The organism is Streptomyces sp. NPDC058284, assembly GCF_042881135.1.
Classification (GTDB): Bacteria; Actinomycetota; Actinomycetes; order Streptomycetales; family Streptomycetaceae; genus Streptomyces.
This window is the reverse complement of sequence record NZ_JBHVYE010000040.1, coordinates 1-26,772: the sequence shown is the minus strand read 5'-3', so window position 1 is coordinate 26,772 and position 26,772 is coordinate 1. Positions and strand designations below refer to the sequence as shown.

The following is a 26,772-nucleotide window of genomic DNA, read 5'->3' as shown; positions in this document are numbered from 1 at the left end:
GTTGGTGGCGGCCCAGATCTTGCGCTGCCGCGGGAAGGAGCATGAGCCATGGAACGAGGCACTCCAGGCGAGCCGGTGACGCAGAGTGCCGCGTCCGGACGCATTCCCCTGGCCGTGGTCGTCGTCGACGGAGCGGGCCTCGTCTCGCACTGGAGCGTCGGAGCGCGCCGCCTCTTCGGGTACGGCAAGGAGGAGGCCGTCGGCTGCCCGGTGGGTGATCTGCTCCCGGTGCACGGCGCGATCCAGGAGGACCGAGAGTCCTACGAGGCGTACGACGGGCTCGGCCCCGACCTGGAGACCTCCCTCGACGGACGCATCTCCTACCCGGCCGCGGGCCGGGCGCGTCTCGCCGGACCGGGTGACGGGCGCGACCAAGGGCGCATCGACGTGCTGTGGTGGGCGTATCCGCTGATCGGCCCGGGACCCGAGCGGCTCCTCGTGCTCGCCGCCGACGCCGCGCGGCTGACCGCGGCGCAGGAGCCGGACGGCGGGCGGGGCGAGGGCGAGGAGCAGGTCGAGCGGATCGCGCCCGCCTTCGCGCTGCACACCGACTTCCCTGGCGCGGACGAGCTCGCGGCCAGGCTGCCCGAGATCCTGCCGAGCATGAGTGTGGACGAAAGCGCCCGTATCGTCGCCCAGGTGCTCGAACTGGGCTATCCCGTCCTGGAGTTCAGCAGGCACGACCGGGTGCCCGTCACCCCGGACTGGGGCGTCGCCCGCCGGGCGGAGCGCAAGGAACGCAGGCAGCGCGCCGCACAGGCCGCCGCGGGCGGGCTGCCCGCGGCCCCGGACGCGGCGGAGGAGGAGGGCGAGGACCTCGAGTACGCGGCGGTGCGCGAGCACCTCGAATTCCTCAACGAGGTCAGCGGGCGCATCGGCTCCTCGCTCGATCTGTCGCAGACGATCCTGGAGGTCAGCAGGGCGGTCGTGCCACGCTTCACGGACGTCGCGGGCACCTATCTGCGCGAGCAGGTCGTCGCGGGCGAGGGCTTCCCCGAGGGCGTGCCGGACGAGACCACCATGTGGCACCGGGTCGCCCTGGAGCACACCGACGAGCCGGGGCGCTGGGACGACGTGGTGCCGGTGGGGGAGTCCATGCCGTTCCCCGTGCACACGCCGTTCTTCCAGTGCATGACCTCGGGTGACCCCGTGCTCGTGCCGCGCATCTCCGAGGAGATGGGCAACGCCATCGCCTCCCAGTTCGAGAAGCGCGACATCCGCCCGCTGATCACCAACCGCTCCATGCTCGTCGTGCCCCTGAAGGCGCGCAATGTGGTGCTCGGTTTCATGATCCTGCTGCGGCACCGGGAGCGGCCGGTCTTCAACGACATGGACCGCGTCACCGGTGCCGAACTGGCTGCCCGCGCGGGCCTCGTGCTCGACAACGCCCGCATGTACACGTACCAGGAGAGCGTCGCCGACACCCTCCAGGACAGCATGCTGCCGCACATCCAGCCCCGGATGTCCGGCTGTGACATCGCCACCCGCTACCTGCCCGGCACGCTCCTCGGCCGGGTCGGCGGCGACTGGTTCGACTCCGTCAAACTGCCCGGCTCAAGGACCGCGCTCGTCGTCGGCGACGTGATGGGCCACGGGCTCAACTCCGCGGCCATGATGGGCCAGTTGCGCACGGCGGTGCAGACCATGGCCGCCCTCGACCTGCCGCCCGAGCAGCTCCTGCGCAACCTCGACGACCTGGCGCAGCGCCTCGGCGAGCACTATCTCGCCACCTGCCTGTACGCGGTCTACGACCCGATCGCGGGCGAGCTGCACCTGGGCAACGCAGGCCACATCCCGCCCGTCCTGGTCCGCGCCGCGGACGGCCGCAGCGAACTCCTCGACCTGCCCACGGGCGCGCCCATCGGCGTCGGCGGCGTGCCCTTCGAGTCGGTCGTGGTGCGGGTCGCCCCCGGCGACCGGCTCCTGATGTGCACCGACGGACTCGTCGAGGTCCGCGGTGAGGACATCGGCGTCGGCCTCGCCACGCTCACCGAGTCCGCCGCGCACCCCGCCGCCTCCATGGACGCCGCCTGCGACACGATCATCCGCGCGCTCAACACGCGGGGCGGCCGCAAGGACGACGTGGCGCTCCTGATGGCCAGGCTCAACGGCATCGCGGCGAAGGACGTCGCGGACCACCGGCTCGCCGTCGACCCCAGCGAGGTGGGCAGGGCCCGCGAGCTGGTCCGCTCCCAACTGCGGGCGTGGTCGCTGCAATCCCTGGGTGACACCGCCGAACTGCTCGTCAGCGAGCTCGTCACCAACGTCGTACGGCACTCCGGCAGCGCCTGGGTCCACCTGCGCCTGGTCCGCTCCGGGACCCTGGTCTGCGAGGTCGAGGACGGCGACCAGACACTGCCGACGCTCCTCAACGCGGGCCCGGACGACGAGTTCGGGCGCGGCCTGCACATCGTCAGCGCACTGGCGAAGGAGTGGGGCACGAGCCGGACGCGCCGGGGGAAGACGGTCTGGTTCGAACTGTCCCTGCCGCGCCGCTGAGAGCCTGTGTCAGCTCCCGGGCAAGGCGGGGCGCGCGCTCGTGCGCCCGGCGGGTACGTATCGAATGACCGGTGAAGGAATGCGCGGGTGCCTTGTCCGTGTGCCCCCGGCGCGGTAGACCGATCTTGCCGCCGGCTTCGGCGGCTCTCGTCGCGGCCTGGGGAGCACGGACATGAGTGTCACGAGTCGGTACAGGGAGGCGTGGGAGGGGTTCTGGCGGGACGCCCCCGAAGAGCCGGGAGCTGTCTTCTGGGACGCCGAGCCCGCCCTCACCGCGGGTCTGCACCTCGCGCTCTTCGAACCGCACATGACCGCGGGCGGCCTGCCCGTCGTCGACCTCGGCTGCGGCAACGGCACGCAGACGCGGTTCCTCGCCGACCGTTTCCCGCGCGTCCTCGGCGTCGATCTGTCGGCGGCCGCCGTCGACCACGCCCGGCGCGCCGACCCGGCGGGGCAGGCCGACTTCCGCCAGCTCGACCTGGTGGAGAGGGCCGAGGCGGAGCAGCTGCACGCGGAGCTCGGGGACGTCAACGTCTACATGCGGGGCGTCCTGCACCAGTGCGAGCCCGCCGACCGGCAGCCGCTGGTCGACAACATCGCCACGCTGCTCGGCGAGCGGGGCCGCGCCTTCCTCTTCGAACTCTCGGAGGCGGCGCGCCCGATCCTGATGGGCCTGGCGCAGAACCCCGCGGGTCCGCCGCCGAAGCTGGCCCCGGTCTTCGCGCACGGCCTCACCCCCGCCGAGGTCGCCGACGGGGCGGTGGACGCGTGCGTCGGCGCCGCCGGGCTCACGATCGTCGCCGGAGGTGAACTCCCGCTGTCGACGACGGAGTTCGCCCCGGACGGTACGCGCATCGAGCTGCCGTCGCGGTGGCTGGTGGTGGGGCGCGCGGGCTGACGGGAGGCGCTCAGCCGTCCACCTTGATCGTCTTCATGGTGAGGTGGGAGGTGAGGCGCAGGATGGCGGGCAGGCCGCTGAGCTTCTGGGTGAGGAAGGCCTCGTACGCGCCGTGGTCGGCCACGGCGGCCCGGATGAAATAGTCCGGACGCCCGTACATCCGCCGGAACTCGATCACCTCTTCGTACGAGGCCACCGTGGTCTCGAACTTCTCGGTGGTCTTGCGGTCATTGGCGTAGATCTCGACGTCGATGAGCACTTCGAGCCCGCGGCCCAGGGCTGCCGGATCGATGACGGTCCGGTAGCCGGTGATGACACCGGTCTCCTCCAGGCGCTTGACCCGCCGCAGGCACGGCGGCGGTGTCAGGCCCACCAGCTTGGCCAGTTCGACGTTGGTCAGCCGACCGTCCTGGCGCAGGTGAAACAAAATTTCGCGGTCAAGGGCATCCAGCCCACCTTCATTGCTCATACGAAGATCATAGGGCCACAAACAGCAACCATATTAGGCGGGCACTTGCCTAAAGTGTCCGCATGCACATATCCTCCGCGGTCGCCGACCGGCCCCAGCTCTCCGTCACCCCCTCACCCCCCGAGCGGTCCGCGGCGCGGAAAGCCTTCGGGGACTGCGCGTCCGTGGGCCTCGGGATGCTCCCGCTCGGTCTCGCCTTCGGAGCCCTCGTCATCCAGTCCGGGCTCGACTGGTGGTGGGCGGGGCTGTCCGCCGCACTGGTCTACGGCGGCTCGTTCGAGTTCCTGCTCATCGGCATGGTCGCCGCCGCCGCGCCACTGGCGTCCATCGCCGGAGCGGCGTTCCTGGTGCAGGGCAGGCACGTCTTCTACGCCCTGTCCTTCCCCCTGCAACAGGTGCGGGGCCGCCTCGCCAAGACGTACAGCACCTTCGCGCTCACCGACGAGGCGTACGCGCTGACCTCCACCGAACAGGCCCGCACCTGGACGGGCCGGCGCATCACGTGGCTGCAGCTCTACATGCACCTGTACTGGGCGGGCAGCGCCACCGTCGGCGCCCTGCTCGGCTCCCTCATCCCGCAGAGCGTCACCGGCCTGGACTTCGCGCTGACCGCGCTGTTCACCGTCTTGTCCCTCGACGCCGTCCGCGACCTGCGGGGAGACGTGCCCACCCCCGTCCTCGCCCTCCTGAGCGCCCTCGCCGCCCGGCTGTTCTTCCCCGGCCAGCTGCTCCTGGCCGCCTTCGCCCTGTTCACCGCCGCCCTCCTGGCCCGCCACTTCGCCACCGGCAGGAAGCCCGCCCATGTCTGACACCGGTTACGCCGTCACCGCGGTCCTCGTCTCCGCCGCCGTCACCTGGACGCTGCGCGCCCTGCCGTTCGCCGTCCTCGCCCCGCTGCGGGCCAGCGCCACCGTGCAGTACCTCAGTACGCGCATGCCCGCGGGCGTCATGGTGATCCTGGTCGTCTACTGCCTGCGCGATCTCCCCGTCACCGAATCACGCGCCGCCGCGCCGCTGGCCGCGCTGGCCGTCACCGTCGGCGTGCATCTGTGGCGCCGCAACGCCCTGTTGAGCATCCTGGCGGGCACGACCGTCCATGTGGCGCTGGCCAGCACGGTCTTCGCCCACTGACGGCTGCCTTCGCCCGCTGTCGCCGTCGGTCCGGTCCAGCAGGGCCAGGAAGGCCGCGGCAGCGGGCGACGGGGCGAACCGGCTCCAGACCAGGCGCTCCACCCGTACGGGCCCGTCGCGGACCGGCACGCTCAGCAGGCCGTGCAGTTCGGCGGCGAAGGACGCGGGCAGCAGGGCGATGCCCAGTCCGTGGCGGACCAGCCGGGCCATGAGCTCCACGCCGGCCTCGAAGGCGACCTCGCGCCGCAGGCCGGCCGCAGCGAACGCCTCGTCCGACTGGGCGCGGGCGACGGTGCCCGCGGCGAAGTCCACGAACACCTCGTCGGCGAGGCGGGGGAGGCCCACCTCGGCTTGGGTGGCGAGCGGGTGGTCCGGGGCGACGACGGCGACGTGCCGCCCGTGGGCGAGCTCCCTGTCCCGCACGCCCTGCGGCCGGAATCCGGGCTGGACGCCGAGGAACGCCGCGTCGAGGCCGCCGTCGCGCACCTGCTCGACGAGGTGCTCGCTGGCGCCGGTGCGCAGGCTGATCCGTACCTGGGGGTAGCGCGTGCGGTACTCCCGCAGCACCGCGGGGAGGTCGACGGCGGTCACCGTGGGGATCGATCCGACGGTCAGCCTGCCCCGGATCTCACCGGTGGCGGCGGCCACCTCGGCGCGGGCCCGCTCGGACGCTTCCAGGGACTGGCGGGCGGCGGGCAGGAACGCCTCTCCGGCGACGGTCAGCCGCACCCGGCGGCTGGTCCGCTCGAAGAGCCGGGCGCCCAGTTCCTTCTCCAGGCGGGCCACTTGGTGGCTGAGCGCGGACTGGACGACGTGGCACCGCTCGGCGGCCCGGGTGAAGCTCGCGGTCTCGGCCACCGCGACGACGTACCGCATCTGCTGGAGATCCATCGATCCATCGTGAAACACGATGGATCGCATGACAAGCATGTGTTGGACCGATGGATGGCTGCTCGGCGATGCTGAACCCACCGGTCAAACACCGCCCCCGGCGCCCCCGGCGCCCCGAATTCACGGAGTCCGTCATGCGTGTGATCGCCTTTGACCACCTCGTCCTGAACGTCGCCGACATCGAGCGCTCGCTGGCCTTCTACGCAGGGCCGCTGGGCCTCGAACCGGTGCGGGTGGAGGAGTGGCGGGCGGGCAAGGTCCCCTTCCCGTCCGTGCGGGTCAGCCCCACCACCATCATCGACCTCGTCACGCCGTCCGACGCGCGTCCGGAGGAGTCCGGCTCCAACGTCGACCACATCTGCCTGGCGGTCGAGCCGCTCGACTGGCAGGAGGTCATCGACTCCGGCGACTTCGATGTGGTGGACGGGCCCGGCGAGCGTTTCGGGGCGCGGGGCACCGCACTCTCGCTCTACGTGCGGGACCCGGACGGCAACACCGTGGAGCTGCGCTGGTATCCGCAGGACGCGTGAGGTCGCCGCGGACCAACCGCCCGCCGACCGACTTCTTTTGCGAGGCGACCGACTTCTTCTGTGCGAAGCGTTGACGAACTCCGGGCGCCCTCCTAGCTTCTACGCGTCGTACTTCGTACGTCATATATGAGACGTGATACGCGATACGTGAGATCTGAGGGTGCCCATGATGTCCGTGCCGACCCCGATCCCCTCGCGCACGCAGTTCGTGCTCGAAGCGATCAAACACCGCATCCTCACCGGCGAGCTGAGCCCGGGGCAGCCACTGGTCGAGACGGAACTCGCCGGTGAGTTCGGGGTCTCCAAGACGCCCGTGCGCGAGGCGCTCAAGACCCTCGCGGGCACCGGGCTCGTCGTGATGAGCCAGTACAAGGGCGCGGCGGTACGGACCGTGGACGCGGCCATGGCGCGCGAGGTGTACGACGTGCGGCTTCTCCTCGAACCCGAGGCGCTGCGGCGCACCGTGCGGCGCGGCGCGGCGCTCGACACCGCGCGCGACGCCCTGGCGCGGGCCGACGCCGCCGTGGACGCGGCCGAACGCTCCCTCGCCAACCGGGAGTTCCACCGCACGCTGTACTCCGCCTGCGGCAACCCGCTCCTCGGCCGCCTTCTCGACGAGGTGCGGGACCAGGCGGCGCTCGTCTCCGCCGTCGCCTGGTCGGCCGACCCGTCCTGGGCCCGCGAGGCGACCGAGCACCAGGAGATCCTGCGGCTCGCCCTCGCCGGGGACGCGGACGGTGCGGCCGAGGCGCTGCACCGCCACATCGCGTCGTTCGTGCGGCGCGCCTTCCCCGGGGCAGAGGACGCGGGGGCCGGGTGCACGGCTCTCGGCGCCGCCGTGGAAGGGGGGCTCGCGTGACGGCGTACGCCGCCCGGCGTGCCGCGCTCGCCGACGTGGTGGCGATTCCGGTGACGCCCTTCGCCGAGGACGGCTCCGTCGACCACGGCGTCCTGCGCGAACTGCTGCGCAGGCAACTGGACGCCGGGGTGCGGACCCTCACGCCGAACGGCAACACCGGGGAGTTCTACGCCCTCACCCCCGACGAGCGCCGTGCCGTCGTCGAGTCGACGGCGAAGGAGGCGGCGGGTCGCGCCGCGATCCTCGTCGGGGTCGGCCACGACGTGCCGACCGCGGTGGAGGCGGCGCGGCATGCGGAGGCGGTCGGCGCGGACATGGTGATGGTGCATCAGCCGGTGCATCCCTACGTCTGCGACGGCGGCTGGGTCGACTACCACCGCGCGGTCGCCGAGGCCGTCCCCGCGCTCGGCGTCGTCCCCTACCTGCGTGACGCGGCGCTGCCCGGCGCCCGCCTCGCCGAACTCGCCGACGCCTGCCCCAACGTCATCGGCGTCAAGTACGCCGTGCCGGACGCCGCGCGCTTCGCCGGGTTCGCGCGGGACGCGGGGCTCGAACGGTTCGTCTGGGTCGCCGGGCTCGCCGAGCCCTACGCCCCCTCGTACTTCTCGGCGGGCGCCACCGGCTTCACCTCCGGCCTCGTGAACGTCGCCCCGCACCTCTCGCTGCGCATGATCGAAGCGCTCCGGCTCGGCGACTACCGGGCCGCCATGGACGTATGGACGCGGATCCGCCGCTTCGAGGAACTGCGAGCGGCGGACGGCTCCGCCCACAACGTCACGGTCGTCAAGGAGGCCCTCGCCGCCCTCGGCCTCTGCCGCCGCGACGTGCGCGCCCCGAGCGGGCTCCTCCCGGAGGGGGAGCGGGCCGAGGTGGCGGAAATCGTGGCGGGGTGGTCCGTGTGAGCGGGGGGACGGACGGCGGCCCGGCGCCGACCGGGCCGGGCCGCGGGCCCGGCGCGCAGGACCCCCGCCCGCGGCAGGCGTCGCCCGGACTTCGCAGCGCTCAGTGGTTCGGGGACAGCGTTTCCGCGGGACTGCGGTCGTTCAGCCACCGGGCCAGGACCCGGCAGCTCGGCTACCTGCCCGAGGAGCACCTCGGCAAGCCCGTCATCGCGGTACTCAACACCTGGTCCGACATCAACCCCTGCCACTCCCACCTGCGCGACCGGGCCCAGGCCGTCAAGCGGGGCGTGTGGCAGGCGGGCGGGTTCCCGCTGGAATTCCCGGTGGCCACGCTCAGCGAGACCTTCCAGAAGCCGACCCCCATGCTCTACCGGAACCTCCTCGCCATGGAGACGGAGGAGCTGCTTCGCTCCTACCCGGTCGACGGCGCCGTGCTCCTCGGTGGCTGCGACAAGACGACGCCCGCCCTGCTCATGGGCGCCGCGAGCGTCGACCTGCCGGCCGTCTTCGTGCCCGCGGGGCCCATGCTGCCGGGGCACTGGCGGGGCGAGACGCTCGGTTCGGGCACGGACATGTGGAAGTACTGGGACGACCACCGCGCCGGCCTCATCGGCGACTGCGAGCTGACCGAGCTGGAGAGCGGCCTCGCCCGTTCCCCCGGCCACTGCATGACGATGGGCACCGCCTCCACGCTCACCGCCGCGGCGGAGGCGCTGGGCGTGACCGTGCCGGGTGCGTCGTCCGTGCCCGCCGTGGACTCGGGGCACGACAGGATGGCCGCCGCCTCGGGGCTGCGCATCGTCGAACTCGTCCGCCAGGACCTGCGGTTGTCGCGCATCCTCACCCCGGACGCCTTCGCGGACGCCGTCACCACCGTCCTCGGGCTCGGCGGCTCCACCAACGCCGTCATCCACCTGATCGCGCTGGCCGGCCGCGCCGGTGTGCGGCTCACCCTGGACGACTTCGACCGCATCGCCCGCACCGTGCCCGTGCTCGCCAACGTCCGGCCCGGCGGCCACAAGTACCTGATGGAGGACTTCCACTTCGCCGGTGGGCTGCCCGGTTTCCTGTCCCGGATCACGGACCTCCTGCACCTGGACCGCCCCACCGTCGCGCACGCCACCCTGCGCGAGCAGCTGGCCGGTGCCCGCGTCCACGACGACGACGTGATCCGCCCGCGCGAGCGCCCGGTCGCCGAGGAGGGCGGCGTCGCCGTCCTGCGCGGCAACCTCTGCCCGGACGGCGCCGTCATCAAGCACATCGCCGCGGACCCGCGGCTGCTCAGGCACACGGGTCCCGCCGTCGTGTTCGACGACTACCGCACGATGCAGCGGACCATCCACGACCCGGCGCTCGGCATCACACCCGACCACGTCCTCGTCCTGCGCGGCGCCGGACCCCAGGGCGGCCCCGGCATGCCCGAGTACGGAATGCTGCCCCTGCCCGACTACCTGCTCAAGCAGGGCGTACGCGACATGGTGCGGATCTCCGACGCGCGGATGAGCGGCACCTCGTACGGCACCTGCGTGCTGCATGTCGCGCCCGAGTCATATGTGGGCGGGCCGCTGGCCCTGGTGCGCACCGGTGATCCCGTGGAGCTCGACGTGCCCGCGCGGCGCCTTCAACTCCTTGTACCGGCAGAGGAGTTGGAGCTGCGTCGGAAAGCGTGGACCGCTCCGGCCGTCCGCTACGAGCGGGGGTACGGCGCCCTCTACGCCGAGCAGGTCACGCAGGCCGACACGGGATGCGACTTCGCGTTCCTCGCCAGGCCCGGCGCCGTGCCCGACCCGTACGCGGGCTGAACCCCGGGGCGTCCGCCCGAACGGCTTCGCCTCCCCCTGCTCCTGATCCTTGCCCCGCCTCGATCCTCGCCTCCTCTTGATCGATATGTCGAACAGCGTACGAGAAGTGCTTCGCCCGTACCTCCGCGACCACTTCACCCCGCACCCCCACGATCGGAGAAGTGTCATGGCCCACGCCGCAGCCGTGGCGAAGCCGCCGCCCGGCGCCACCGAGGCGCCGCCGCTCCCGGCCGGGAAGCGGCGCAGGACCGCCGCGACCCCGCGCCGCCTGCCGTACCTGCTCATCGCCCCCGCCGTCCTGCTGATGCTCGGCTTCATCGCCTACCCGGTGCTCAGCGTCTTCTACTACAGCCTGCGCCACTACAACCCCACCAAGCCGTGGCGCAACGGCTACGCGGGCCTCGACAACTTCGTCACGGCGTTCACCGACGACCCGGACTTCTGGCACACCCTCGGCTTCAGCTTCCAGTGGGTCGCCGTCGAGGTCGTCCTGCAACTGCTGCTCGGACTCGCGCTCGCCCTGCTGGTCAACCAGACCTTCGCCGGCCGCGCACTCGCCCGCGCCCTGGTCTTCTCGCCCTGGGCCGTCTCCGGCGTGCTCACCTCCACGATCTGGCTGCTGATCCTCAACTCCCAGACAGGGATCACCCGTTACCTCGCGGACCTCGGCATCGGCTCCTACGGCACGTCCTGGCTCTCCGACACCGGCACCGTCTTCCCCGCCGTCGTCGTCGCCGAACTCTGGCGCGGCGTCCCCTTCTTCGCGATCCTCATCCTCGCCGACCTCCAGTCCGTCTCCCCAGACCTGTACGAGGCGGCCGAGGTGGACGGCGCGAGCCGCCTGCGGCAGTTCCTCCACATCACGCTGCCGCACCTGAAGGACGCGATCATCCTGTCCACGCTGCTCAGGGCGGTCTGGGAGTTCAACAACGTCGACCTGCTCTACACCCTCACCGGCGGCGGCCCCGCGGGCGAGACCACGACACTCCCGCTGCGCATCGCCTCCATCGCCGTCGACTCCCACGACTTCGGCTACGCCTCCGCGCTCACCGCCATCGCCTTCGTGATCCTGCTCTTCTGCTCCTTGCTCCACCTACGGCTCAGCAAGTTCGGAGGGCAGGAGAAGTGAGCACCGCCAGCGCACCGTCCCGTCGGCAGATCTACCTCCCCCTCGGCCTCTACCTCCTCTTCACCCTCATCCCCTTCTACTGGATCCTGCTCTTCGCCCTGCGGCCCAGCGGCTCCACCTCGCTCCTGCCCTGGCCCCTCACCTTCGAGCACTTCGACAAGGTGTGGAACGAGCGCGGCTTCGCCACCTTCTTCCAGAACAGCCTGCTGGTCGGCGCCGCCTCCATGGCGATGACCACGCTCGTCGCCCTCGCGGGCGGCTACGCCCTGGCCCGCTTCGACTTCCGGATCAAGCGCGGCTTCCTGCTGGCGCTGCTCTGCTCGCAGTTCATCCCCGGCGCCCTCATGCTCGTGCCGCTCTTCCAGATCTTCGCCGAACTCCGGATGATCAACTCGCTCGCAAGCGTGATCGTCGCGGAGACCGTCTTCCAGCTGCCGCTCTCCATGATCTTGCTCAGCGGCTTCATCAAGAACGTCCCGTACGCCCTGGAGGAGGCCGCCTGGGTCGACGGCTGCGGACGCTTCCGGGCCTTCTGCGCCATCGTCCTGCCGATGCTGCGCCCCGGCCTGGTCGCCGTCGGATCCTTCGCCTTCGTGCACAGCTGGAACCACTTCCTGTTCGCCCTGATGTTCCTCAGCGACCAGGGCAAGCAGACGATCCCGGTGGGCCTCGCCACCCTCATGGGCGCCGACAGCGTCGATTTGGGGGCGCTCGCCGCCGGTGGCGTCGTCGCCGCCGTGCCCGTCGTGATCGTGTTCGCCTTCATCCAGAAGTGGCTGGTCACCGGGTTCAGCGCCGGGGCGGTGAAGGGGTGAGGAACCTGCGCGGCGGGCGGCGGCCGCTGCCCCTCGTCCTCGCGGGCGCCCGCGGCCACGGCACCCGGCACCTGGAGAACATCCGCCGCCTCCAACTCGCGGGTCTCGTACGGCTCGTGGGCGTCTGCGAACTGCGGCCGCTCGACGGCGGGGAACTCGCGGGCTTCGGCGCGGTACGGCAGTCCGCCGACTTCGCCGGGCTCCTCGACGCCACCGGCGCCACCGTCGCCGTCATCTGCACCCCCATCCCCACGCACACCGAACTGGCTCTCACCGCCGCCGCGCGCGGCGTCCATCTGCTCCTGGAGAAGCCGCCCGCTCCGTCATACGACGAATTCCGGCGGACGGCCGACGGGGCAGCCGCCGCGGGCACCGCCGTCCAGATCGGCTTCCAGTCGCTCGGCTCGCACGCCGTCCCCGCGATCCGCCGGATGATCGCCGACGGGGCGGTCGGCGAGGTGACCGGCGTCGGCGGTGCGGGCGCCTGGGTGCGCGACGAGGCGTACTTCCGGCGCGCGCCGTGGGCCGGACGCCGCCGCCTCGACGGCGCGGACGTCGTCGACGGGGTCCTCACCAACCCCCTCGCGCACGCCGTCGCCACCGCCCTCGCCCTGGCGGACGCCACCGCCGCCGAGGACGTCACCACGGTGGAGAGCGAACTGTTCCGGGCCCACGCCATCGAGTCCGACGACACCTCGTGCGTACGCGTCCGCACGGCGGGCGGCGGCCGGATCACCGTGGCGGCGACGCTCTGCGCGCAGGACCCCGGTGAGCCGTACGTCGTCGTCCACGGCACCCGGGGACGCATCACCTTCTGGTACCGGCAGGACCGGGTGGAGGTGCGCCGCGGCGGCACGGGTTTGGCGCACACCTCCACGCACGGCAGGACCGACCTCCTGGAGAACCTGGCCGAGCACCTCGCGGGGCGCGCCCGGCTCCTCGTCCCGCCCGCCGCGACCGGCGCGTTCATGCGGGTCGTCGAGGCCGTCAGGACGGCGCCCGACCCGGCCGCGCTGCCCGCACGGGCCTGGAGCGCCGCCCCGGGCACGAGCGCCGGGCGCCGCATCGTGCACGGCGTCGACGGCCTGGTCACCGCCGCCGCCGACACCCTCCGCCTCTACTCCGAGCTGGGCGCCGACTGGGCCCGCCCCGACGACCATCACCACGAGGTGAGTACGCCATGAAGCATTCCCTCGTCCTGCGCTGCGCGGGACGCCCCGTCGGCCGCTACGCCTACCGGGCCGATCTCGACCGGCCGCTGTCCCCGCGCCCCCACCTGCACCCGGTCACCACCCTCGCGGGCCGGGCCGTCACCGAGCTTGCCCCGGCGGACCACCCGCACCACCTCGGGGCGGGCGTCGCCGTACCCGATGTGGCGGGCCGCAACTTCTGGGGAGGCCGCACCTTCGTACGGGGGCAGGGGCCCACCGCGCTCGACAACCACGGCGTCCAGCGGCACCAGGGGTTCAAGCTGCACGACCCGGACGGCTTCCTGGAGGACCTGACCTGGTCGGCCGGCGGAGAGGTGCTGCTGCGCGAGCGCCGCACCGTAGCCGCCGCCGAACTGACGGCCACCGCCTGGGCGTTGGACTTCACGTTCGCCCTCACCAACGCCACCGGCGAGGAGGTGTCGCTCGGCAGCCCCGCCACCAACGGCCGCCCCGGCGCCGGGTACGGCGGCTTCTTCTGGCGCGCCCCGAAGGCGTCCGCGCCCCCGCGCGTGTTCACCGCCGACACCGAGGGAGAGACGGCCGGGCACGCCGCCCGCGCGGACTGGCTGGCGCTGGCCGGCGACGGCTGGACCCTGGTCTTCGCCGGGGCCACCGCGGCGACCCGGCGCGACCCGTGGTTCGTGCGCGCCGCCGACTACCCCGGCGTCGGCTCCTGCCTCGCCGCCGACGCCCGCCTGCCGATCGCGCCGGGCGACACCGTCGTACGCCGGGTGGTGACCGTCGTCGCCGACGGCAGCCCGGACCGCGACGAGGCGGCGGTGCTGGTGCGCAAGGCGGTGACGGCGTGAGCGGCGGGCCGTTGTCCGGGCACGCCCGCTCCACCCGGCCCACGGGTGACCTCGGTGACGGCACCTACCGCAACCCCGTCCTCGCCGCCGACTGGTCCGACCCCGACGTGCTGCGCGTCGGCGACGACTTCTACCTCACCGCGTCCAGCTTCGGCCGCGCCCCCGGCCTGCCGCTGCTGCACTCGCGCGACCTGGTCAACTGGACGCTGATCGGCCACGCCGTGGAACGGCTCGAACCCGCCGGGGCGTTCACCGTGCCCCGGCACGAGGGCGGGGTGTGGGCGCCCTCTCTACGGCACCACGGCGGGCGGTTCTGGATCTTCTGGGGCGACCCCGACCACGGAATCTTCCAGGTCAACGCCCGCGGGATACGCGGCCCATGGACCCGGCCCCACCTCCTCAAGCCCGGCAAGGGCTTCATCGACCCCTGCCCCCTCTGGGACGAGGAGACCGGCACGGCCCACCTCGTGCACGCCTGGGCCAAGTCGCGGTCCGGCGTGAAGAACCTGATCACGGGGCATCGGATGAGCGCCGACGGGCGTGAACTCCTCGACGGGGGGAGCGTGTTGATCGACGGCGACCGGCTCCCCGGCTGGTTCACCCTCGAAGGCCCCAAGCTCTACCGCCACGACGGCTGGTTCTGGATCCTCGCCCCGGCCGGGGGAGTGGAGACCGGCTGGCAGGGCGCCTTCCGCTCGCGCGGCTTCGACGGCCCCTACGAAGAGCGGATCGTGCTCCAGCAGGGCGGCACCGACGTGAACGGACCGCACCAGGGCGGCTGGGTGCGCACCGCGCGCGGCGAGGACTGGTTCCTGCACTTCCAGCATCGCGGCCCGTACGGGCGGGTCGTCCACCTCCAGCCGATGCGCTGGGACGGCGAAGGATGGCCCGTGCTCGGCGACGACGGCGCCCCCGTCGACGTACACCCGAAGCCGGACCTGCCGCGGCAGCCCGCCGCCGCGCCCGCCACCGACGACGACTTCCCCGGCGGCCGGTACGGGAGGCAGTGGCAGTGGGCGGCCAACCCCAGGGACGGCCTTGCCACCGCGCACTCCGGGGACGGCCTCCAACTGGCGTGCATGCGCACCGCGACAGCGGACGACCTGCGCACCCTGCCGCACGTCCTCACCCAGCGCCTTCCGCTGCGGCCGTGCACGGCGGAGGTCCGCATCGACCTGGCCGCCCCGGTGCCGGGCGCCCGCGCCGGGTTCGCGGTGCTCGGCGACGCGTACGCCTGGATCGGCCTGGAGCGGGGCGCCGACGGCAAGGCCGCCCTGGTGCACCGGTTCGCCGAGCCTGACGGCCCGGAACGCGACGCCGAGTACCCGCGCCCCGCGCCGGACGGCACGGCCCTGCTGCGCGTGGAGGTCACCGAGGGCGCCCGCTGCCGCTTCCACGCCGACACCGGCGACGGATTCCGCGCCTCGGGCCCCGTCTTCGCCGCGACGCCCTGGAACTGGGTCGGCGCGCTGTTCGGCCTGTTCGCCGCCGCGCCCGTCGGTACGGGCCGCGCAGGAACGGCCCTGTTCACGCACTTCCGCATCACCCACTGAAGAGCACGTGACAGTACTTGAGCGCTTCTGAAAACGCCTGCGAGCACCAGCGACCGACTCCTGCAGAAGAGAGCCGAAGATGACCATCAACGCACGCATACGCCCCCGCACGCAGACCCGCCCACGACCCCGCGCCGGCGCCGCGCTCGCGCTCGCCGCCGTCCTCGCCCTGGCCGCAACCGCCTGCGGCGACGACGGCAGTGGCGCGGCGGGTGACAAGGGGAGCGAGGGCTCCGGCAAGGGCGAGATCACCTTCTGGGACAACAACACCGCCGTCCGGCACGACGTCTGGCAGGAGATCATCCAGGACTTCGAGAAGGCCAACCCCGACATCGACGTCAAGTACGTCGGCGTGCCCGCGGAGAGCGTCCAGTCCAAGTACGACACCGCCATCCAGGGCGGCGGCCTGCCCGACGTCGGGGGTGTCGGCGCCGCCATGCTCGCCGGGATCGCCGCCCAGGACGCCCTGGAGCCGCTGGACAAGCGCCTCGAAGGCAGCGCGCTGAGCGGCAGACTCAACCCGGGCATGGTGGACAGCGTGCGCTCGGCGGGCGGCGGCACCCAGCTGTACACGGTGCCGACCTCCGCCAGCAACGGCGTCCTGTACTACCGCACCGACCTGTTCGCGGCGGTCGGCCTCGACGCGCCCACCACCTGGACCAGGTTCTACGCGGCGGCCGCGAAGCTCACCGACCGGGACGCCAACCGCTTCGGCTACACGATCCGCGGCGGCGAGGGCTCCATCGCGCAGGCACTCGACGCGATGTACGGACAGTCGGGCATCGGCTCGTTCTGGGACGGCGACGAGACCACCGTCAACCACCCGAAGAACGTGGCCGCGTTGAAGAAGTACGCCGCCCTCTACAAGAAGGCCACACCGTCGGCCGACCTCAACAACGACTTCACCAAGATGAACGCCCAGTGGGACAACGGGCGGATCGGGATGCTCAGCCACAACCTCGGCTCCTACGCGGACCACGTGAAGGCCCTCGGCAAGGACAAGTTCCGCGGCCTGCCCAACCCGACGACCGGCGACGGGGTCCGCGTCCAGGTCTCCAACCCCGTCGACGGCCTCGGCCTCTTCAAGTCGAGCAAGAAGAAGAAGGCCGCCTGGAAGTTCATCGAGTTCGCGGCCTCGCACGCCGCCAACAGCAAGTGGAACGAGTCGGCGGGCGCCATCCCCGCCAACATCGAGGCCGCGAAGGACCCCTGGGTGAAGAAGGCCGAGACCACCGCGCTGGCGGCGGCCGCCCTGAGCGACGGCTCCACGAAGATCGTCCAGCTGCCCTACTACCTGCCCGACTGGAACACCATCAGCAAGGCGGAGAACGAGCCGGACTTCCAGAAGGTGCTGCTCGGCAAGATGTCCGCGAAGGACTTCCTCGACGACCTCGCCGAGCAGCTCGACAAGGCGCAGGCGGAGTGGCAGCAGCGAAACCGGTGACGGCTTCGGGTCCCCGGACGAAGACCCCGCGCCACGAACGCACCGCCCACCCGGCCACAAGGAGCCCGATCATGCGCGTCCCCCTCGCACTCGCCGCGGCCTGCACGGCCCTCGCCCTCACCGCCCCGGTGGCGGCGGCGCTCCCGGCGTCCGCCCCTGACGTCCTGCCCGCGCACGACGGCTGGGCGTCCCTCGACGGCGGTACCAGGGGCGGCGCGGGCGCGGACGCCGCGCACACCTTCACCGCCACGACCTGGGCGGAGTTCAGGGCGGCGCTCTCCGCGGGCGGCGAAGGACCACGGATCATCCGGGTCGAGGGCGTGCTCGACGCCTCCGGCGGGGCGGACTGCGCCGCGTTCGCGGCCGGGGGCTACGACTTCGACGACTACCTCGCCGCCTACGACCCCGCCGTGTGGGGCAGGGACCGGCCGGTCAGCGGTACGCAGGAGGATCTGCGGGCCGCGTCGGCAGTCCGGCAGGGTGCGGCGATCCAGGCGTACATCCCCTCGGACACCACCGTCGTGGGCGTCGGCAAGCACGCCGGGATCACCGGTGGCAGTCTCCAGATCAAGGGCGCCGACAACGTCGTCCTGCGAAACCTCACCCTGGAGAGCCCGCTGGACTGCTTCCCGCAGTGGGACCCGACGGACGGCGCGCGGGGCGCCTGGAACTCCGAGTACGACAGCGCGGTGGTGTACGGCTCCACGCATGTGTGGCTCGACCACAACACGTTCACCGACGGCGCCCATCCCGACAGCACGCTCCCCTCCTACTACGGGGAGCTGTACCAGCGGCACGACGGCGAACTCGACGTCGTGCGCGGCGCCGACCTCGTCACCGTCTCCTGGAACGTCTTCGCCGACCACGACAAGACCCTCATGATCGGCAACAGCGACGGCGCGGCCGCCACCGACCGCGGCAGACTCCGCGTCACCCTGCACCACAACCTCTTCCGGGACGTCGTCGAGCGCGCCCCACGGGTCCGCTTCGGCAAGGTCGACGCCTACGACAACCACTTCGTGGCCCCGCCGCAGGGCTACCAGTACTCCTTCGGCATCGGCCAGGAGTCACAACTCGTGGCCCAGCACAACGCCTTCACACTGCCCCGCCCGGTCGGCGCGGCGAAGATCCTGAAGAAGTGGAAGGAGGCTCCCGTCACGGCCGGCCACAACGAGGTGAACGGCAGGCGCGTCGACCTGATCGCCGTCCACAACGTGGAGTTCCCCGAGGACAGGCTCCGGTCCGGCGCGGGCTGGACCCCGTACCTGCGCCCGCACGTCGACCCGGCGCGCCGGGTGCCGTACGTGGTGGGCCACCGTGCGGGGGCGGGCAGGCTCGGCTGATCAGGGCCGGAGGGCAGGGCTCGGGTCGGCCGGGTACCTGCCGACGGTGGCGTACCGACGCGTCTGACGGGGAGGCGCGGAAATTTCCCGGAATCCCGGCAACCTTTCTCGTGCCCCGCGGTGACCCCTTGGCAGACAGACCAGCAGACCGACAGACCGCCGAGGAGCCGCCCATGTCGCGTCATCCGCCACGTCTCTCCCCTCGCCCGGCAGCCCTGGCCGCCGCCCTCGCGACCGCTCTGGTCCTCGCCTTCGGCCTCACCGCGCCCGCGTCCGCCCGCCCGGCCACCGCTCCCGCGCCCCCACCCGTCCTGCACGCCGAGGGCGACCGCCTCGTCGGCGCGGACGGCGCCGCCCACCGCCTCCTCGGCGTCAACCGCTCCGGCGCCGAGTTCGCCTGCGTCCAGGGGCGGGGCATCTTCGACGGCCCTGTCGACGACGCCGCCGTCCAGGCCATCGCGGACTGGCGGGCCAACACCGTACGCATCCCGCTCAACGAGGAGTGCTGGCTCGGCACGGGCAACATCGACCCGCGCTACGGCGGCGCGAACTACCGGGCCGCCGTCGACGGGTTCGTCCAGCGCGTGCGGGCCCACGGCATGACACCGATCGTCGAACTGCACTGGACGCAGGGGCGGTACACCGGCAACTCCGCGGGCTGCCACGACGTCCACGCGAGCTGCCAGAAACCGATGCCGAACGCCGCGTACACCCCCGCGTTCTGGACCTCGGTCGCGCACACCTACAAGAACGACCCCGAAGTCGTCCTCGACCTCTTCAACGAGCCCTATCCGGACCGCGCGACCCCCACCACCGCCGAGGCTTGGACCTGCTGGCGCGACGGCGGGGACTGCCCCGGCATCGGGTACGAGGTCGCCGGGATGCAGGACCTGCTCGACGCGGTGCGCGCGACCGGCGCGAAGAACCTCGTCCTCGCGGCGGGCATCGCGTACGCCAACGACCTGAGCGGCTGGTCCGCGCACGCGCCGCACGACCCGGCGGGCAATCTCGCCGCGGCCTGGCACGTGTACAACTTCAACAGCTGTGTCGACGAGTCATGTTGGGCCCGCACCCTCGCGCCCGTCGCCGCCGAGGTCCCGCTCGTCGCGGGCGAGATCGGCGAGAACACCTGCGGCCACGGGTTCATCGACCGCGTCATGAAGTGGTTCGACGACCGCGGACTCTCCTACCTCGGCTGGACCTGGAACACCTGGGACTGCTCATCGGGCCCCGCCCTGATCAGCTCGTACGACGGCACCCCCACCCCCTTCGGCGCGGGGCTGCGCGACCATCTGCGCGCCCTCCACACCTGATCCACCCCCCGACCAGAGAGGCACCGGACACCCCATGAGCCGCACCCAGCACAGATCACGCACCCTGACGCTCGCCCTCACCACGCTGCTCGCCGTCAGCGGCGGCACCGCACTCGCGCTGGACACGGGGGCGGCCGGCCCACGGGCCGCTGCCGCCCGGGTCGACAACCCGTACGCGGGAGCCAAGGCGTACGTGAACCCCGAGTGGTCGGCGAAGGCCGCGGCCGAACGGGGCGGGGCCGCCGTCGCGAACCAGCCCACCGGCGTCTGGCTCGACCGGATCGCCGCCATCGAGGGCGTCGGCAACGGCATGGGCTTACGCGACCACCTCGACGCCGCCCTCCAACAGGGCGCGGGTGTCATCCAGTTGGTCATCTACAACCTGCCGGGCCGCGACTGCGCCGCGCTCGCCTCCAACGGCGAACTCGGCCCGACGGAGATCGACCGCTACAAGAAGGAGTACATCGACCCGATCGCGAAGATCCTCGGTGACGCCAAGTACGCGAGTCTCCGCATCGTCACCACCGTCGAGATCGACTCGCTGCCCAACCTCGTCACCAACACCTCGGGCCGGCCGACCGCGACCCCCGAGTGCGACGTGATGAAGGCCAACGGCAACTACATCAACGGCGTCGGATATGCCCTCAAGCAGCTGGGCGCCGTCCCGAACGTCTACAACTACGTGGACGCGGGCCACCACGGCTGGATCGGCTGGGACGACAACTTCGCCGCATCCGCGCAGGTCTTCCGCCAGGCGGCGACCGCCGAGGGCAGCACGGTCGACAACGTGCACGGCTTCATCACCAACACCGCCAACTACAGCGCCCTGAAGGAGGAGAACTTCGCCATCGGTGACACGGTCGGGGGCCGGTCGGTCCGTGAGTCCAAGTGGGTCGACTGGAACCGCTACACCGACGAGCTCTCCTTCGCCAAGGCCTTCCGCGATCAGCTGGTATCCACCGGCTTCCGCTCCGACATCGGCATGTTGATCGACACCTCCCGCAACGGCTGGGGCGGCACCGCACGCCCCACCCGGCCCGGCCCCACGACCGACGTGAACTCCTATGTCGAAGGCGGCCGTTACGACCGGCGCATCCACGTCGGCAACTGGTGCAACCAGTCGGGTGCGGGCCTCGGGGAACGCCCGAAGGCCGCCCCGGAACCCGGCATCGACGCCTACGTGTGGATGAAGCCGCCGGGTGAGTCCGACGGCTCCAGCAAGGAGATCCCGAACAACGAGGGCAAGGGCTTCGACCGGATGTGCGATCCGGCGTACGGAGGGAACGCGCGCAACAACTACAACAAGTCGGGGGCACTGCCCGGCGCGCCGCTCTCCGGACAGTGGTTCTCGGCGCAGTTCCAGGAGCTCCTGAAGAACGCGCACCCCGCGGTGTAACCGTGTGGCGGAGCGTCCCCCGCCTGCCCGACGCCGGGTCGCAGCGCGTCGACCCGGCGTACGGGCGGCCCGGGGGCGCTCCTCACTTCTGCCGGAGAGGACGAGAGCACGGCATGAGGTCCACCGAGAGGACGCCCCCGGCGCCGGCCGCCGGCGACGCCGCCGCCGCCGAGTTCCATGCCTTCTTCGAGCGGCACTACGCCGAACTCGCGCGCCTCGCACACCTGTTGACCGGCGAGGCGGACGGCGCCGACGATCTGGCGGCCGACGCGCTCCTCGCCCTCTGGCACCGCTGGGAGCGGGTGCGCGCCGCCGACCATCCGGCCGCGTACGCCAGGGGAGTCGTCGCGAACATGGCGCGCAGCCGCATCCGCAGCGCCGTGCGCGAAAGGCGCCGCATCACCCTCTTCTGGTCGGGCCGCGACGAGGACGTCGCGGACCCCGACATACCGGCGGTCGTCGACGTGCGGGAAGCGCTGCGCGCGCTGCCCTTCCGCAAGCGGGCCTGCGTGGTCCTGCGGCACGCCTTCGACCTCTCGGAGAAGGACACCGCGCTCACGCTCGGGGTCTCGGTGGGTACGGTGAAGAGCCAGACGTCGAAGGGAGTGGCTGAGCTGCAACGACGCCTCGGCCCGCGCCCCGCCGTCGAACGGGTGCGGGCGGTCACGGCGGACACGGGGGGAAGCACATGAGGGACGACGACAGCGAGGTGCGCCGGAAGCTGCGCCGCGCCGCCCAGGCCCACCGGCCCGACCGGGAGCGCATGCGGGCCCGCATCGAGCGCGGCATGGCGGCGGGGGAGCGGCCCGAGCGGCGAGCCGGGGCCAGGCGGGAGACAGGTGCGTCCTGGTTCCGCGTGATGGGCGCGACGGCCGCCGTGGCCGGGGTCTTCGCGGTGGTGGGGTACGGGGTGGCGACCGCGCTGCGGGACGGGGAACCGGCGCCGCGCTCGGTGGCGACGAGCACCACGCCCCGGCCCACGGCGCCGCTGCCGGACCCCACCGGCGCGGGACCGCCCCCGGCCGGACGCGCGAGCGGCACACCGCGGACGCCACCGCACACGAAGGGCCCGGAGGGCTCCGGGTCCGCGCCTTCGGACGTCCCCGCCGCCCGCCTCCTGCGGGCCGACGGCTCGATCGACCCGGGCTCCAGTACGTACTGGTCGCAGAGCGACGTCACCGTCAGGGCGAAGAAGCCGCTGACCTCGCTCAGCGTGGAAGTGCGCGTCGCCGGGAGCGGCGGCGTGGCCGACACCGGGAACTGGCGCTCGCTGCCCGCTGAGGACTTCGAGGTCGCGGTGGCGGAACGGGACGGCTTCCTGGTCTACCGCTGGACGCTGCGGCCCGGGCGGACCGTGCCGGTGGGCGAGTACGTCTTCGCGGGGCAGTACAACCACCCGGCGGGCACGCGCGACGCGGGTGACGACACGTACGCGGTCCATGCGGCCACGTCGGACGAGCGGACGTCCTGGCGCGGCGACTTCGCCTGAGAGCTCGTTCGGCATCACGAACCCAACTCCGTTTTCTGCTCGATGCGTTGACGCCGCACCGCGCGCTGCCTAAGTTGCGTTCGTAATCCTGATCAGTGTCCGAAATGCCGAACACGACGGAGACGGGTGGAGACGGATGGTGGACATGGCGCGCAGACGGCGCAGGCTCGGGCTCACCCTGGGGGCGCTTGGCTCCCTGCTCGCGGGGACGCTCGCCGCGAGCCCCGGCTCGACGGCGGGGCCCGTGGCGGCGGACGCCCCCGTCGACTACACGGTCGACGTCGACACCGCCCGCACCGGCGCGAAGATCGACGACTCGATGTACGGCGTCTTCTACGAGGACATCAACCGCGCGGCCGACGGCGGGCTCTACGCGGAACTCGTGCAGAACAGGTCCTTCGAGTACAGCGCCGACGACAACGCGTCCGCTACGCCGCTGACGTCGTGGCAGACCACGGGTGCCGCGCGCGTCCTCGGCGACGACGGCCGCCTGAACGCGACGAACCGCAACTACCTCTCCCTGGGCGGCGGTGCGTCCGTCACCAACTCCGGATACAACAAGGGCATCGCCGTCTCCGAGGGCGAACGGTACGACTTCTCGCTCTGGGCCCGCGCCGACGGGACACGGAGTGCGCCGCTCACCGTCGGCATCCGGGACGCCGGTGGCGAACTGGCCCGGGCCCGGCGCGTCACCGTACGCGGCGGCTGGGCCAAGTACGAGGCGGCCTTCACCGCCACCCGCACCTCCACCACCGGCAGGCTCACCGTCACCACCGGAGCCCCCGTCGCGCTCGACATGATCTCCCTCTTTCCCCGGGACACCTTCAAGGGCCGCGAGAACGGCCTGCGCAAGGACCTCGCCCAGAAGATCGCCGACCTGAACCCCGGCTTCCTGCGCTTCCCCGGCGGCTGCCTGGTCAACACGGGCAGCCACGAGGCGTACGACGAGAAGTCCGGCTGGCAGCGCAAGCGCTCCTACCAGTGGAAGGACACCATCGGCCCGGTCGAGCGGCGTGCCACCAACGCAAACTTCTGGGGCTACAACCAGAGCTACGGTCTCGGCTACTACGAGTACTTCCGGTTCGCCGAGGACGTCGGCGCCATGCCGCTGCCCGTCGTGCCCGCCCTGGTCACCGGCTGCGGCCAGAACAAGGCCACCGACGACCCGGCCCTCCTGAAGCGGCACATCCAGGACACGCTCGACCTCATCGAGTTCGCCAATGGCCCCGCGACCTCCGAATGGGGCAAGAAGCGCGCGGCCATGGGGCACCCCCGCCCCTTCCGCCTCACCCACCTCGAAGTCGGCAACGAGGAGAACCTCCCCGACGCGTTCTTCGCCCGCTTCAAGCAGTTCCGCGCCGCCATCGAGGCCAGGCACCCGGAGATCACGGTCATCTCCAACTCCGGCCCCGACGACAGCGGTCCGACGTTCGACAAGGCCTGGCAGCTCAACCGCGACGCGAAGGTCGCCATGGTCGACGAGCACTATTACAACAGCCCGCGGTGGTTCCTTGAGAACAACGACCGCTACGACTCCTACGACCGCAACGGCCCGAAGGTCTTCCTCGGCGAGTACGCCTCGCAGGGCAACACCTTCGGTAACGCCCTCTCCGAAGCCGCGTACATGACCGGCCTGGAGCGCAACGCCGACGTCGTGAAGCTCGCCTCGTACGCGCCGCTGCTCGCCAACGAGGACTACGTGCAGTGGAAGCCGAACATGATCTGGTTCGACAACGCCCGGTCCTGGGGCTCCGCCAACTACGAGACGCAGAAGCTCTTCATGCGCAACACCGGCGACGAGGTCGTACCGTCCAGGGCCTCCGGGGCCCCGGCCGAGCCCTTCCGGCAGGTCGTCACGCGGGACAAGGCCACCGGTGACCTCATCGTGAAGGTGGTCAACGCCCAGGATCAAGAGGCCCGTACGCGGGTCGGGCTCGGTTCGGGAGTGAAGGTCGCGGCCACGGCGCGGGTGACCACCCTGGCCGCCGATCCCGCCGTCGAGAACACGAAGGACAAGACACCGGTGAAGCCCGTCGACTCGGTCTTCTCCGGGGTCGACGACTCCTTCTCGTACACCTTCCCCGCGCACTCCGTGACGTTCTTGCGGATCAGGACCGGCTGACCGGCAACTCCGGTGCGCCGGGCGGCGACCGGAGCGTGCAGAGGTCCCGCTACGAAGGAGAACGCCGTGATCAACACCCGCGTCCACGCCCGCCGCACCGCGACCCTGTCCGCCGCGGCGGTCGCCGCCCTCGCACTGGGCGCGGCCGTGCCGCACCCCGCCACCGCGGCACACGCCCCGGCCGCCGACACCGCCCCCGTCGGCTTCGGCGCAGGCACCACGGGCGGCGGCGCTGCAGCTCCGGTCACCGTCACCACGCTCGCCGCCCTCAAGTCCGCCGTCAGCGGCGACGCGGCCAAGGTGGTCCGCGTCGACGGACTGCTCAAGCTGAGCGGCCAGGTCGACGTCGGCTCCAACACCACGGTCATCGGCGCCGGTTCCGCCTCCGGGCTCACCGGCGGCGGACTGCGCATCAAGGAGGCCGCCAACGTCGTCGTACGCAACCTGAACATCAGCAAGCCGCTCGCACCCTCCGACGGCATCACGGTCCAGAAGTCCACGAAGGTGTGGATCGACCACAACTCGTTGTCCGCCGACCGCGACCACGACAAGGACTACTACGACGGGCTCCTCGACATCACCCACGGCTCGGACGACGTCACGGTGTCGTGGAACACCTTCAAGGACCACTTCAAGGGCTCCCTCGTCGGCCACAGCGACAGCAACGGCTCCGAGGACAAGGGCCACCTGAAAGTCACGTACCACCACAACCACTTCAGCAACGTCCACTCACGCCTCCCCAGCCTCCGCTTCGGCACCGGACACTTCTACGACAACTACGTCCAGGGCGCCGACACCGCCGCGCACTCCCGCATGGGCGCGCAGCTGCTCGTCGAGAACAACGTCTTCCGCTCCACGAAGGTCGCCGTGACGACCAGCCGCAGCAGTGACGTCGACGGCTACGCGGTCCTGCGCGGCAACGACCTCGGGGGCGCCGCCACCGAGATCTCCCAGCAGGGCTCCTTCACCACCCCGCCGTACGCCTACACGGCCGAGCCCGCCTCGGCCGTCGTCGACTCGGTGACGCGGGGAGCGGGAGCCGGGAGGCTCTGACCCCCACGAAAGGCAGCACACATGAACGCCGGCAACCACCGCCCCAGCCGCAGAACGCTGCTGAAGGGCTCCCTCGCCGCGGGCGCCGCCACGGCGGGCCTAGTCACCGCGGCCCAGGGCAGCGCCCACGCCGCCGCGCCCGCCCGCTACCCCAACCCCCTCGTGCCCCACCGCGCCGACCCGCACATCCACCGCCACACCGACGGCCACTACTACTTCACGGCCACCGCCCCCGAGTACGACCGGATCATCCTGCGCCGCTCCCGCACCCTGCGGGGCATCGCCACGGCCCAGGAGGCGGCGATCTGGCGGCGGCACACCGGCGGCGACATGGCCGCGCACATCTGGGCGCCGGAGATCCACCACATCGACGGCAAGTGGTACGTCTACTTCGCCTCGGCGCCCGCCGACGACGTGTGGAAGATCCGCATATGGGTTCTGGAGAACGCGCACCGCGACCCGTTCAAGGGCACCTGGACGGAGAAGGGTCAGATCACCACGGCCTGGGACACGTTCTCGCTCGACGCCACCACCTTCACGTACCGGGGATCGCGCTATCTCGCCTGGGCGCAGAAGGACCCCGCCGAGAACCACAACAGCGCCGTCTTCCTGTCCCGGATGGCCAACCCCTGGACGCTGACGGGGCCGCAGGTCCGGCTGACCACTCCCGAGTACGACTGGGAGTGCGTCGGCTTCAAGGTGAACGAGGGGCCCTCGTTCCTCCAGCGCAACGGGCGCGTCTTCATGACGTACTCGGCGAGCGCCACCGACGCCAACTACTGCATGGGCCTGCTGACCGCCACCGCGGGCAGCGACCTCCTCGACCCCGCGTCCTGGAGGAAGTCTCCGCACCCCGTCTTCACCAGCAACGACACCACCAAGCAGTACGGGCCGGGGCACAACTCCTTCACCGTCGCCGAGGACGGCCGCACCGACGTCCTCGTCTACCACGCCCGCCCGTACAGGGACATCGTCGGCGACCCGCTGAACGACCCGAACCGCCACACGCGCATCCAGCGCCTCGGCTGGAAGCCGGACGGCACCCCGGACTTCGGCGTCCCGGTGGCCGACGGCTCCTGAGGAACGGCCGCGGCCCGGACACCTGAGGGAAGGG

23 protein-coding genes and 1 pseudogene are annotated in these 26,772 nt (G+C 71.9%); 22 read left to right on the top strand and 2 right to left on the bottom strand.

Annotation, left to right across the window (positions count from 1 at the left end):
• The first annotated feature begins 48 nt into the window (after window positions 1–48).
• Together ACFVYR_RS34925 and ACFVYR_RS34920 are read left to right on the top strand one after the other, a co-directional pair.
• Complete coding sequence (locus ACFVYR_RS34925) at window positions 49–2,499, top strand: SpoIIE family protein phosphatase (protein ID WP_384258457.1); 2,451 nt, start codon at window positions 49–51, stop codon at window positions 2,497–2,499.
• A 172-nt stretch (window positions 2,500–2,671) separates the two neighbouring features.
• Window positions 2,672–3,397 carry a class I SAM-dependent methyltransferase gene (locus ACFVYR_RS34920; protein ID WP_384258455.1) on the top strand — a complete coding sequence of 242 codons (726 nt, stop codon included), beginning with the start codon at window positions 2,672–2,674 and terminating at the stop codon, window positions 3,395–3,397.
• A gap of 10 nt (window positions 3,398–3,407) precedes the next feature.
• Here ACFVYR_RS34920 and ACFVYR_RS34915 read toward each other — a convergent pair whose 3' ends face one another.
• A complete protein-coding gene (locus ACFVYR_RS34915; protein WP_384258453.1) occupies window positions 3,408–3,866 on the bottom strand; it encodes an Lrp/AsnC family transcriptional regulator in 459 nt (152 codons plus the stop codon).
• A gap of 62 nt (window positions 3,867–3,928) precedes the next feature.
• On the opposite strand from ACFVYR_RS34915, the gene ACFVYR_RS34910 reads away from it, so the two are divergent.
• Window positions 3,929–4,675: an AzlC family ABC transporter permease gene (locus ACFVYR_RS34910; protein ID WP_384258451.1), complete on the top strand. Its 747-nt coding sequence runs from the start codon at window positions 3,929–3,931 to the stop codon at window positions 4,673–4,675.
• The gene (locus ACFVYR_RS34905; RefSeq protein ID WP_384258449.1) at window positions 4,668–4,997 is read left to right on the top strand and encodes a branched-chain amino acid transporter permease; all 330 of its coding nucleotides are present in this window, start codon (window positions 4,668–4,670) and stop codon (window positions 4,995–4,997) included. The genes ACFVYR_RS34910 and ACFVYR_RS34905 overlap by 8 nt, the downstream gene beginning before the upstream one ends.
• A gap of 12 nt (window positions 4,998–5,009) precedes the next feature.
• Here the strand turns inward: ACFVYR_RS34905 and ACFVYR_RS34900 are convergent.
• Window positions 5,010–5,888, bottom strand: a pseudogene (locus ACFVYR_RS34900) (LysR substrate-binding domain-containing protein); the annotation flags it as partial.
• 134 nt (window positions 5,889–6,022) lie between these two features.
• On the opposite strand from ACFVYR_RS34900, the gene ACFVYR_RS34895 reads away from it, so the two are divergent.
• The 18 genes from ACFVYR_RS34895 (at window position 6,023) to ACFVYR_RS34810 (ending at window position 26,738) form a co-directional block, all read left to right on the top strand.
• On the top strand, window positions 6,023–6,418 hold the full coding sequence (locus tag ACFVYR_RS34895) for a VOC family protein (protein ID WP_384258447.1): 396 nt from the start codon (window positions 6,023–6,025) through the stop codon (window positions 6,416–6,418).
• Between the two features lie 166 nt (window positions 6,419–6,584).
• Window positions 6,585–7,277 (top strand): GntR family transcriptional regulator, encoded by a 693-nt coding sequence (locus ACFVYR_RS34890; RefSeq protein ID WP_384258445.1) that lies wholly within the window; start codon window positions 6,585–6,587, stop codon window positions 7,275–7,277.
• On the top strand, window positions 7,274–8,179 hold the full coding sequence (locus ACFVYR_RS34885) for a dihydrodipicolinate synthase family protein (protein WP_384258443.1): 906 nt from the start codon (window positions 7,274–7,276) through the stop codon (window positions 8,177–8,179). The genes ACFVYR_RS34890 and ACFVYR_RS34885 overlap by 4 nt, the downstream gene beginning before the upstream one ends.
• A 131-nt stretch (window positions 8,180–8,310) precedes the next feature.
• Window positions 8,311–9,981, top strand: coding sequence for an L-arabinonate dehydratase (araD, locus tag ACFVYR_RS34880; protein WP_384258557.1), 1,671 nt, complete (start codon window positions 8,311–8,313; stop codon window positions 9,979–9,981).
• A gap of 166 nt (window positions 9,982–10,147) precedes the next feature.
• Entirely contained in the window at window positions 10,148–11,110 is a 963-nt protein-coding gene (locus tag ACFVYR_RS34875; protein ID WP_384258440.1) for a carbohydrate ABC transporter permease, read from the top strand.
• Window positions 11,107–11,925 carry a carbohydrate ABC transporter permease gene (locus ACFVYR_RS34870; RefSeq protein WP_384258438.1) on the top strand — a complete coding sequence of 273 codons (819 nt, stop codon included), beginning with the start codon at window positions 11,107–11,109 and terminating at the stop codon, window positions 11,923–11,925. The genes ACFVYR_RS34875 and ACFVYR_RS34870 overlap by 4 nt, the downstream gene beginning before the upstream one ends.
• Window positions 11,922–13,109, top strand: a complete 1,188-nt coding sequence (locus tag ACFVYR_RS34865) for a Gfo/Idh/MocA family protein (protein ID WP_384258436.1) — start codon at window positions 11,922–11,924, stop codon at window positions 13,107–13,109. The genes ACFVYR_RS34870 and ACFVYR_RS34865 overlap by 4 nt, the downstream gene beginning before the upstream one ends.
• Window positions 13,106–13,945: a PmoA family protein gene (locus ACFVYR_RS34860; protein ID WP_384258434.1), complete on the top strand. Its 840-nt coding sequence runs from the start codon at window positions 13,106–13,108 to the stop codon at window positions 13,943–13,945. The genes ACFVYR_RS34865 and ACFVYR_RS34860 overlap by 4 nt, the downstream gene beginning before the upstream one ends.
• An 11-nt stretch (window positions 13,946–13,956) precedes the next feature.
• Window positions 13,957–15,498, top strand: a complete 1,542-nt coding sequence (locus ACFVYR_RS34855) for a family 43 glycosylhydrolase (RefSeq protein WP_384258555.1) — start codon at window positions 13,957–13,959, stop codon at window positions 15,496–15,498.
• A gap of 79 nt (window positions 15,499–15,577) precedes the next feature.
• On the top strand, window positions 15,578–16,942 hold the full coding sequence (locus ACFVYR_RS34850; protein WP_384258432.1) for an ABC transporter substrate-binding protein: 1,365 nt from the start codon (window positions 15,578–15,580) through the stop codon (window positions 16,940–16,942).
• A gap of 71 nt (window positions 16,943–17,013) precedes the next feature.
• On the top strand, window positions 17,014–18,285 hold the full coding sequence (locus tag ACFVYR_RS34845) for a polysaccharide lyase family 1 protein (RefSeq protein WP_384258430.1): 1,272 nt from the start codon (window positions 17,014–17,016) through the stop codon (window positions 18,283–18,285).
• Between the two features lie 173 nt (window positions 18,286–18,458).
• Entirely contained in the window at window positions 18,459–19,598 is a 1,140-nt protein-coding gene (locus ACFVYR_RS34840; RefSeq protein ID WP_384258427.1) for a glycoside hydrolase family 5 protein, read from the top strand.
• 34 nt (window positions 19,599–19,632) lie between these two features.
• Window positions 19,633–20,994: a glycoside hydrolase family 6 protein gene (locus ACFVYR_RS34835; RefSeq protein ID WP_384258425.1), complete on the top strand. Its 1,362-nt coding sequence runs from the start codon at window positions 19,633–19,635 to the stop codon at window positions 20,992–20,994.
• Between the two features lie 113 nt (window positions 20,995–21,107).
• Window positions 21,108–21,686, top strand: a complete 579-nt coding sequence (locus ACFVYR_RS34830) for a SigE family RNA polymerase sigma factor (protein WP_384258423.1) — start codon at window positions 21,108–21,110, stop codon at window positions 21,684–21,686.
• Window positions 21,683–22,483 carry a hypothetical protein gene (locus ACFVYR_RS34825; RefSeq protein WP_384258421.1) on the top strand — a complete coding sequence of 267 codons (801 nt, stop codon included), beginning with the start codon at window positions 21,683–21,685 and terminating at the stop codon, window positions 22,481–22,483. The genes ACFVYR_RS34830 and ACFVYR_RS34825 overlap by 4 nt, the downstream gene beginning before the upstream one ends.
• A 145-nt stretch (window positions 22,484–22,628) precedes the next feature.
• Window positions 22,629–24,605 (top strand): alpha-L-arabinofuranosidase C-terminal domain-containing protein, encoded by a 1,977-nt coding sequence (locus ACFVYR_RS34820; RefSeq protein ID WP_384258419.1) that lies wholly within the window; start codon window positions 22,629–22,631, stop codon window positions 24,603–24,605.
• A gap of 66 nt (window positions 24,606–24,671) precedes the next feature.
• Window positions 24,672–25,658, top strand: coding sequence for a polysaccharide lyase family 1 protein (locus tag ACFVYR_RS34815; RefSeq protein WP_384258417.1), 987 nt, complete (start codon window positions 24,672–24,674; stop codon window positions 25,656–25,658).
• Between the two features lie 21 nt (window positions 25,659–25,679).
• Complete coding sequence (locus ACFVYR_RS34810) at window positions 25,680–26,738, top strand: family 43 glycosylhydrolase (protein ID WP_384258415.1); 1,059 nt, start codon at window positions 25,680–25,682, stop codon at window positions 26,736–26,738.
• The last annotated feature ends 34 nt before the right edge of the window (window positions 26,739–26,772 follow it).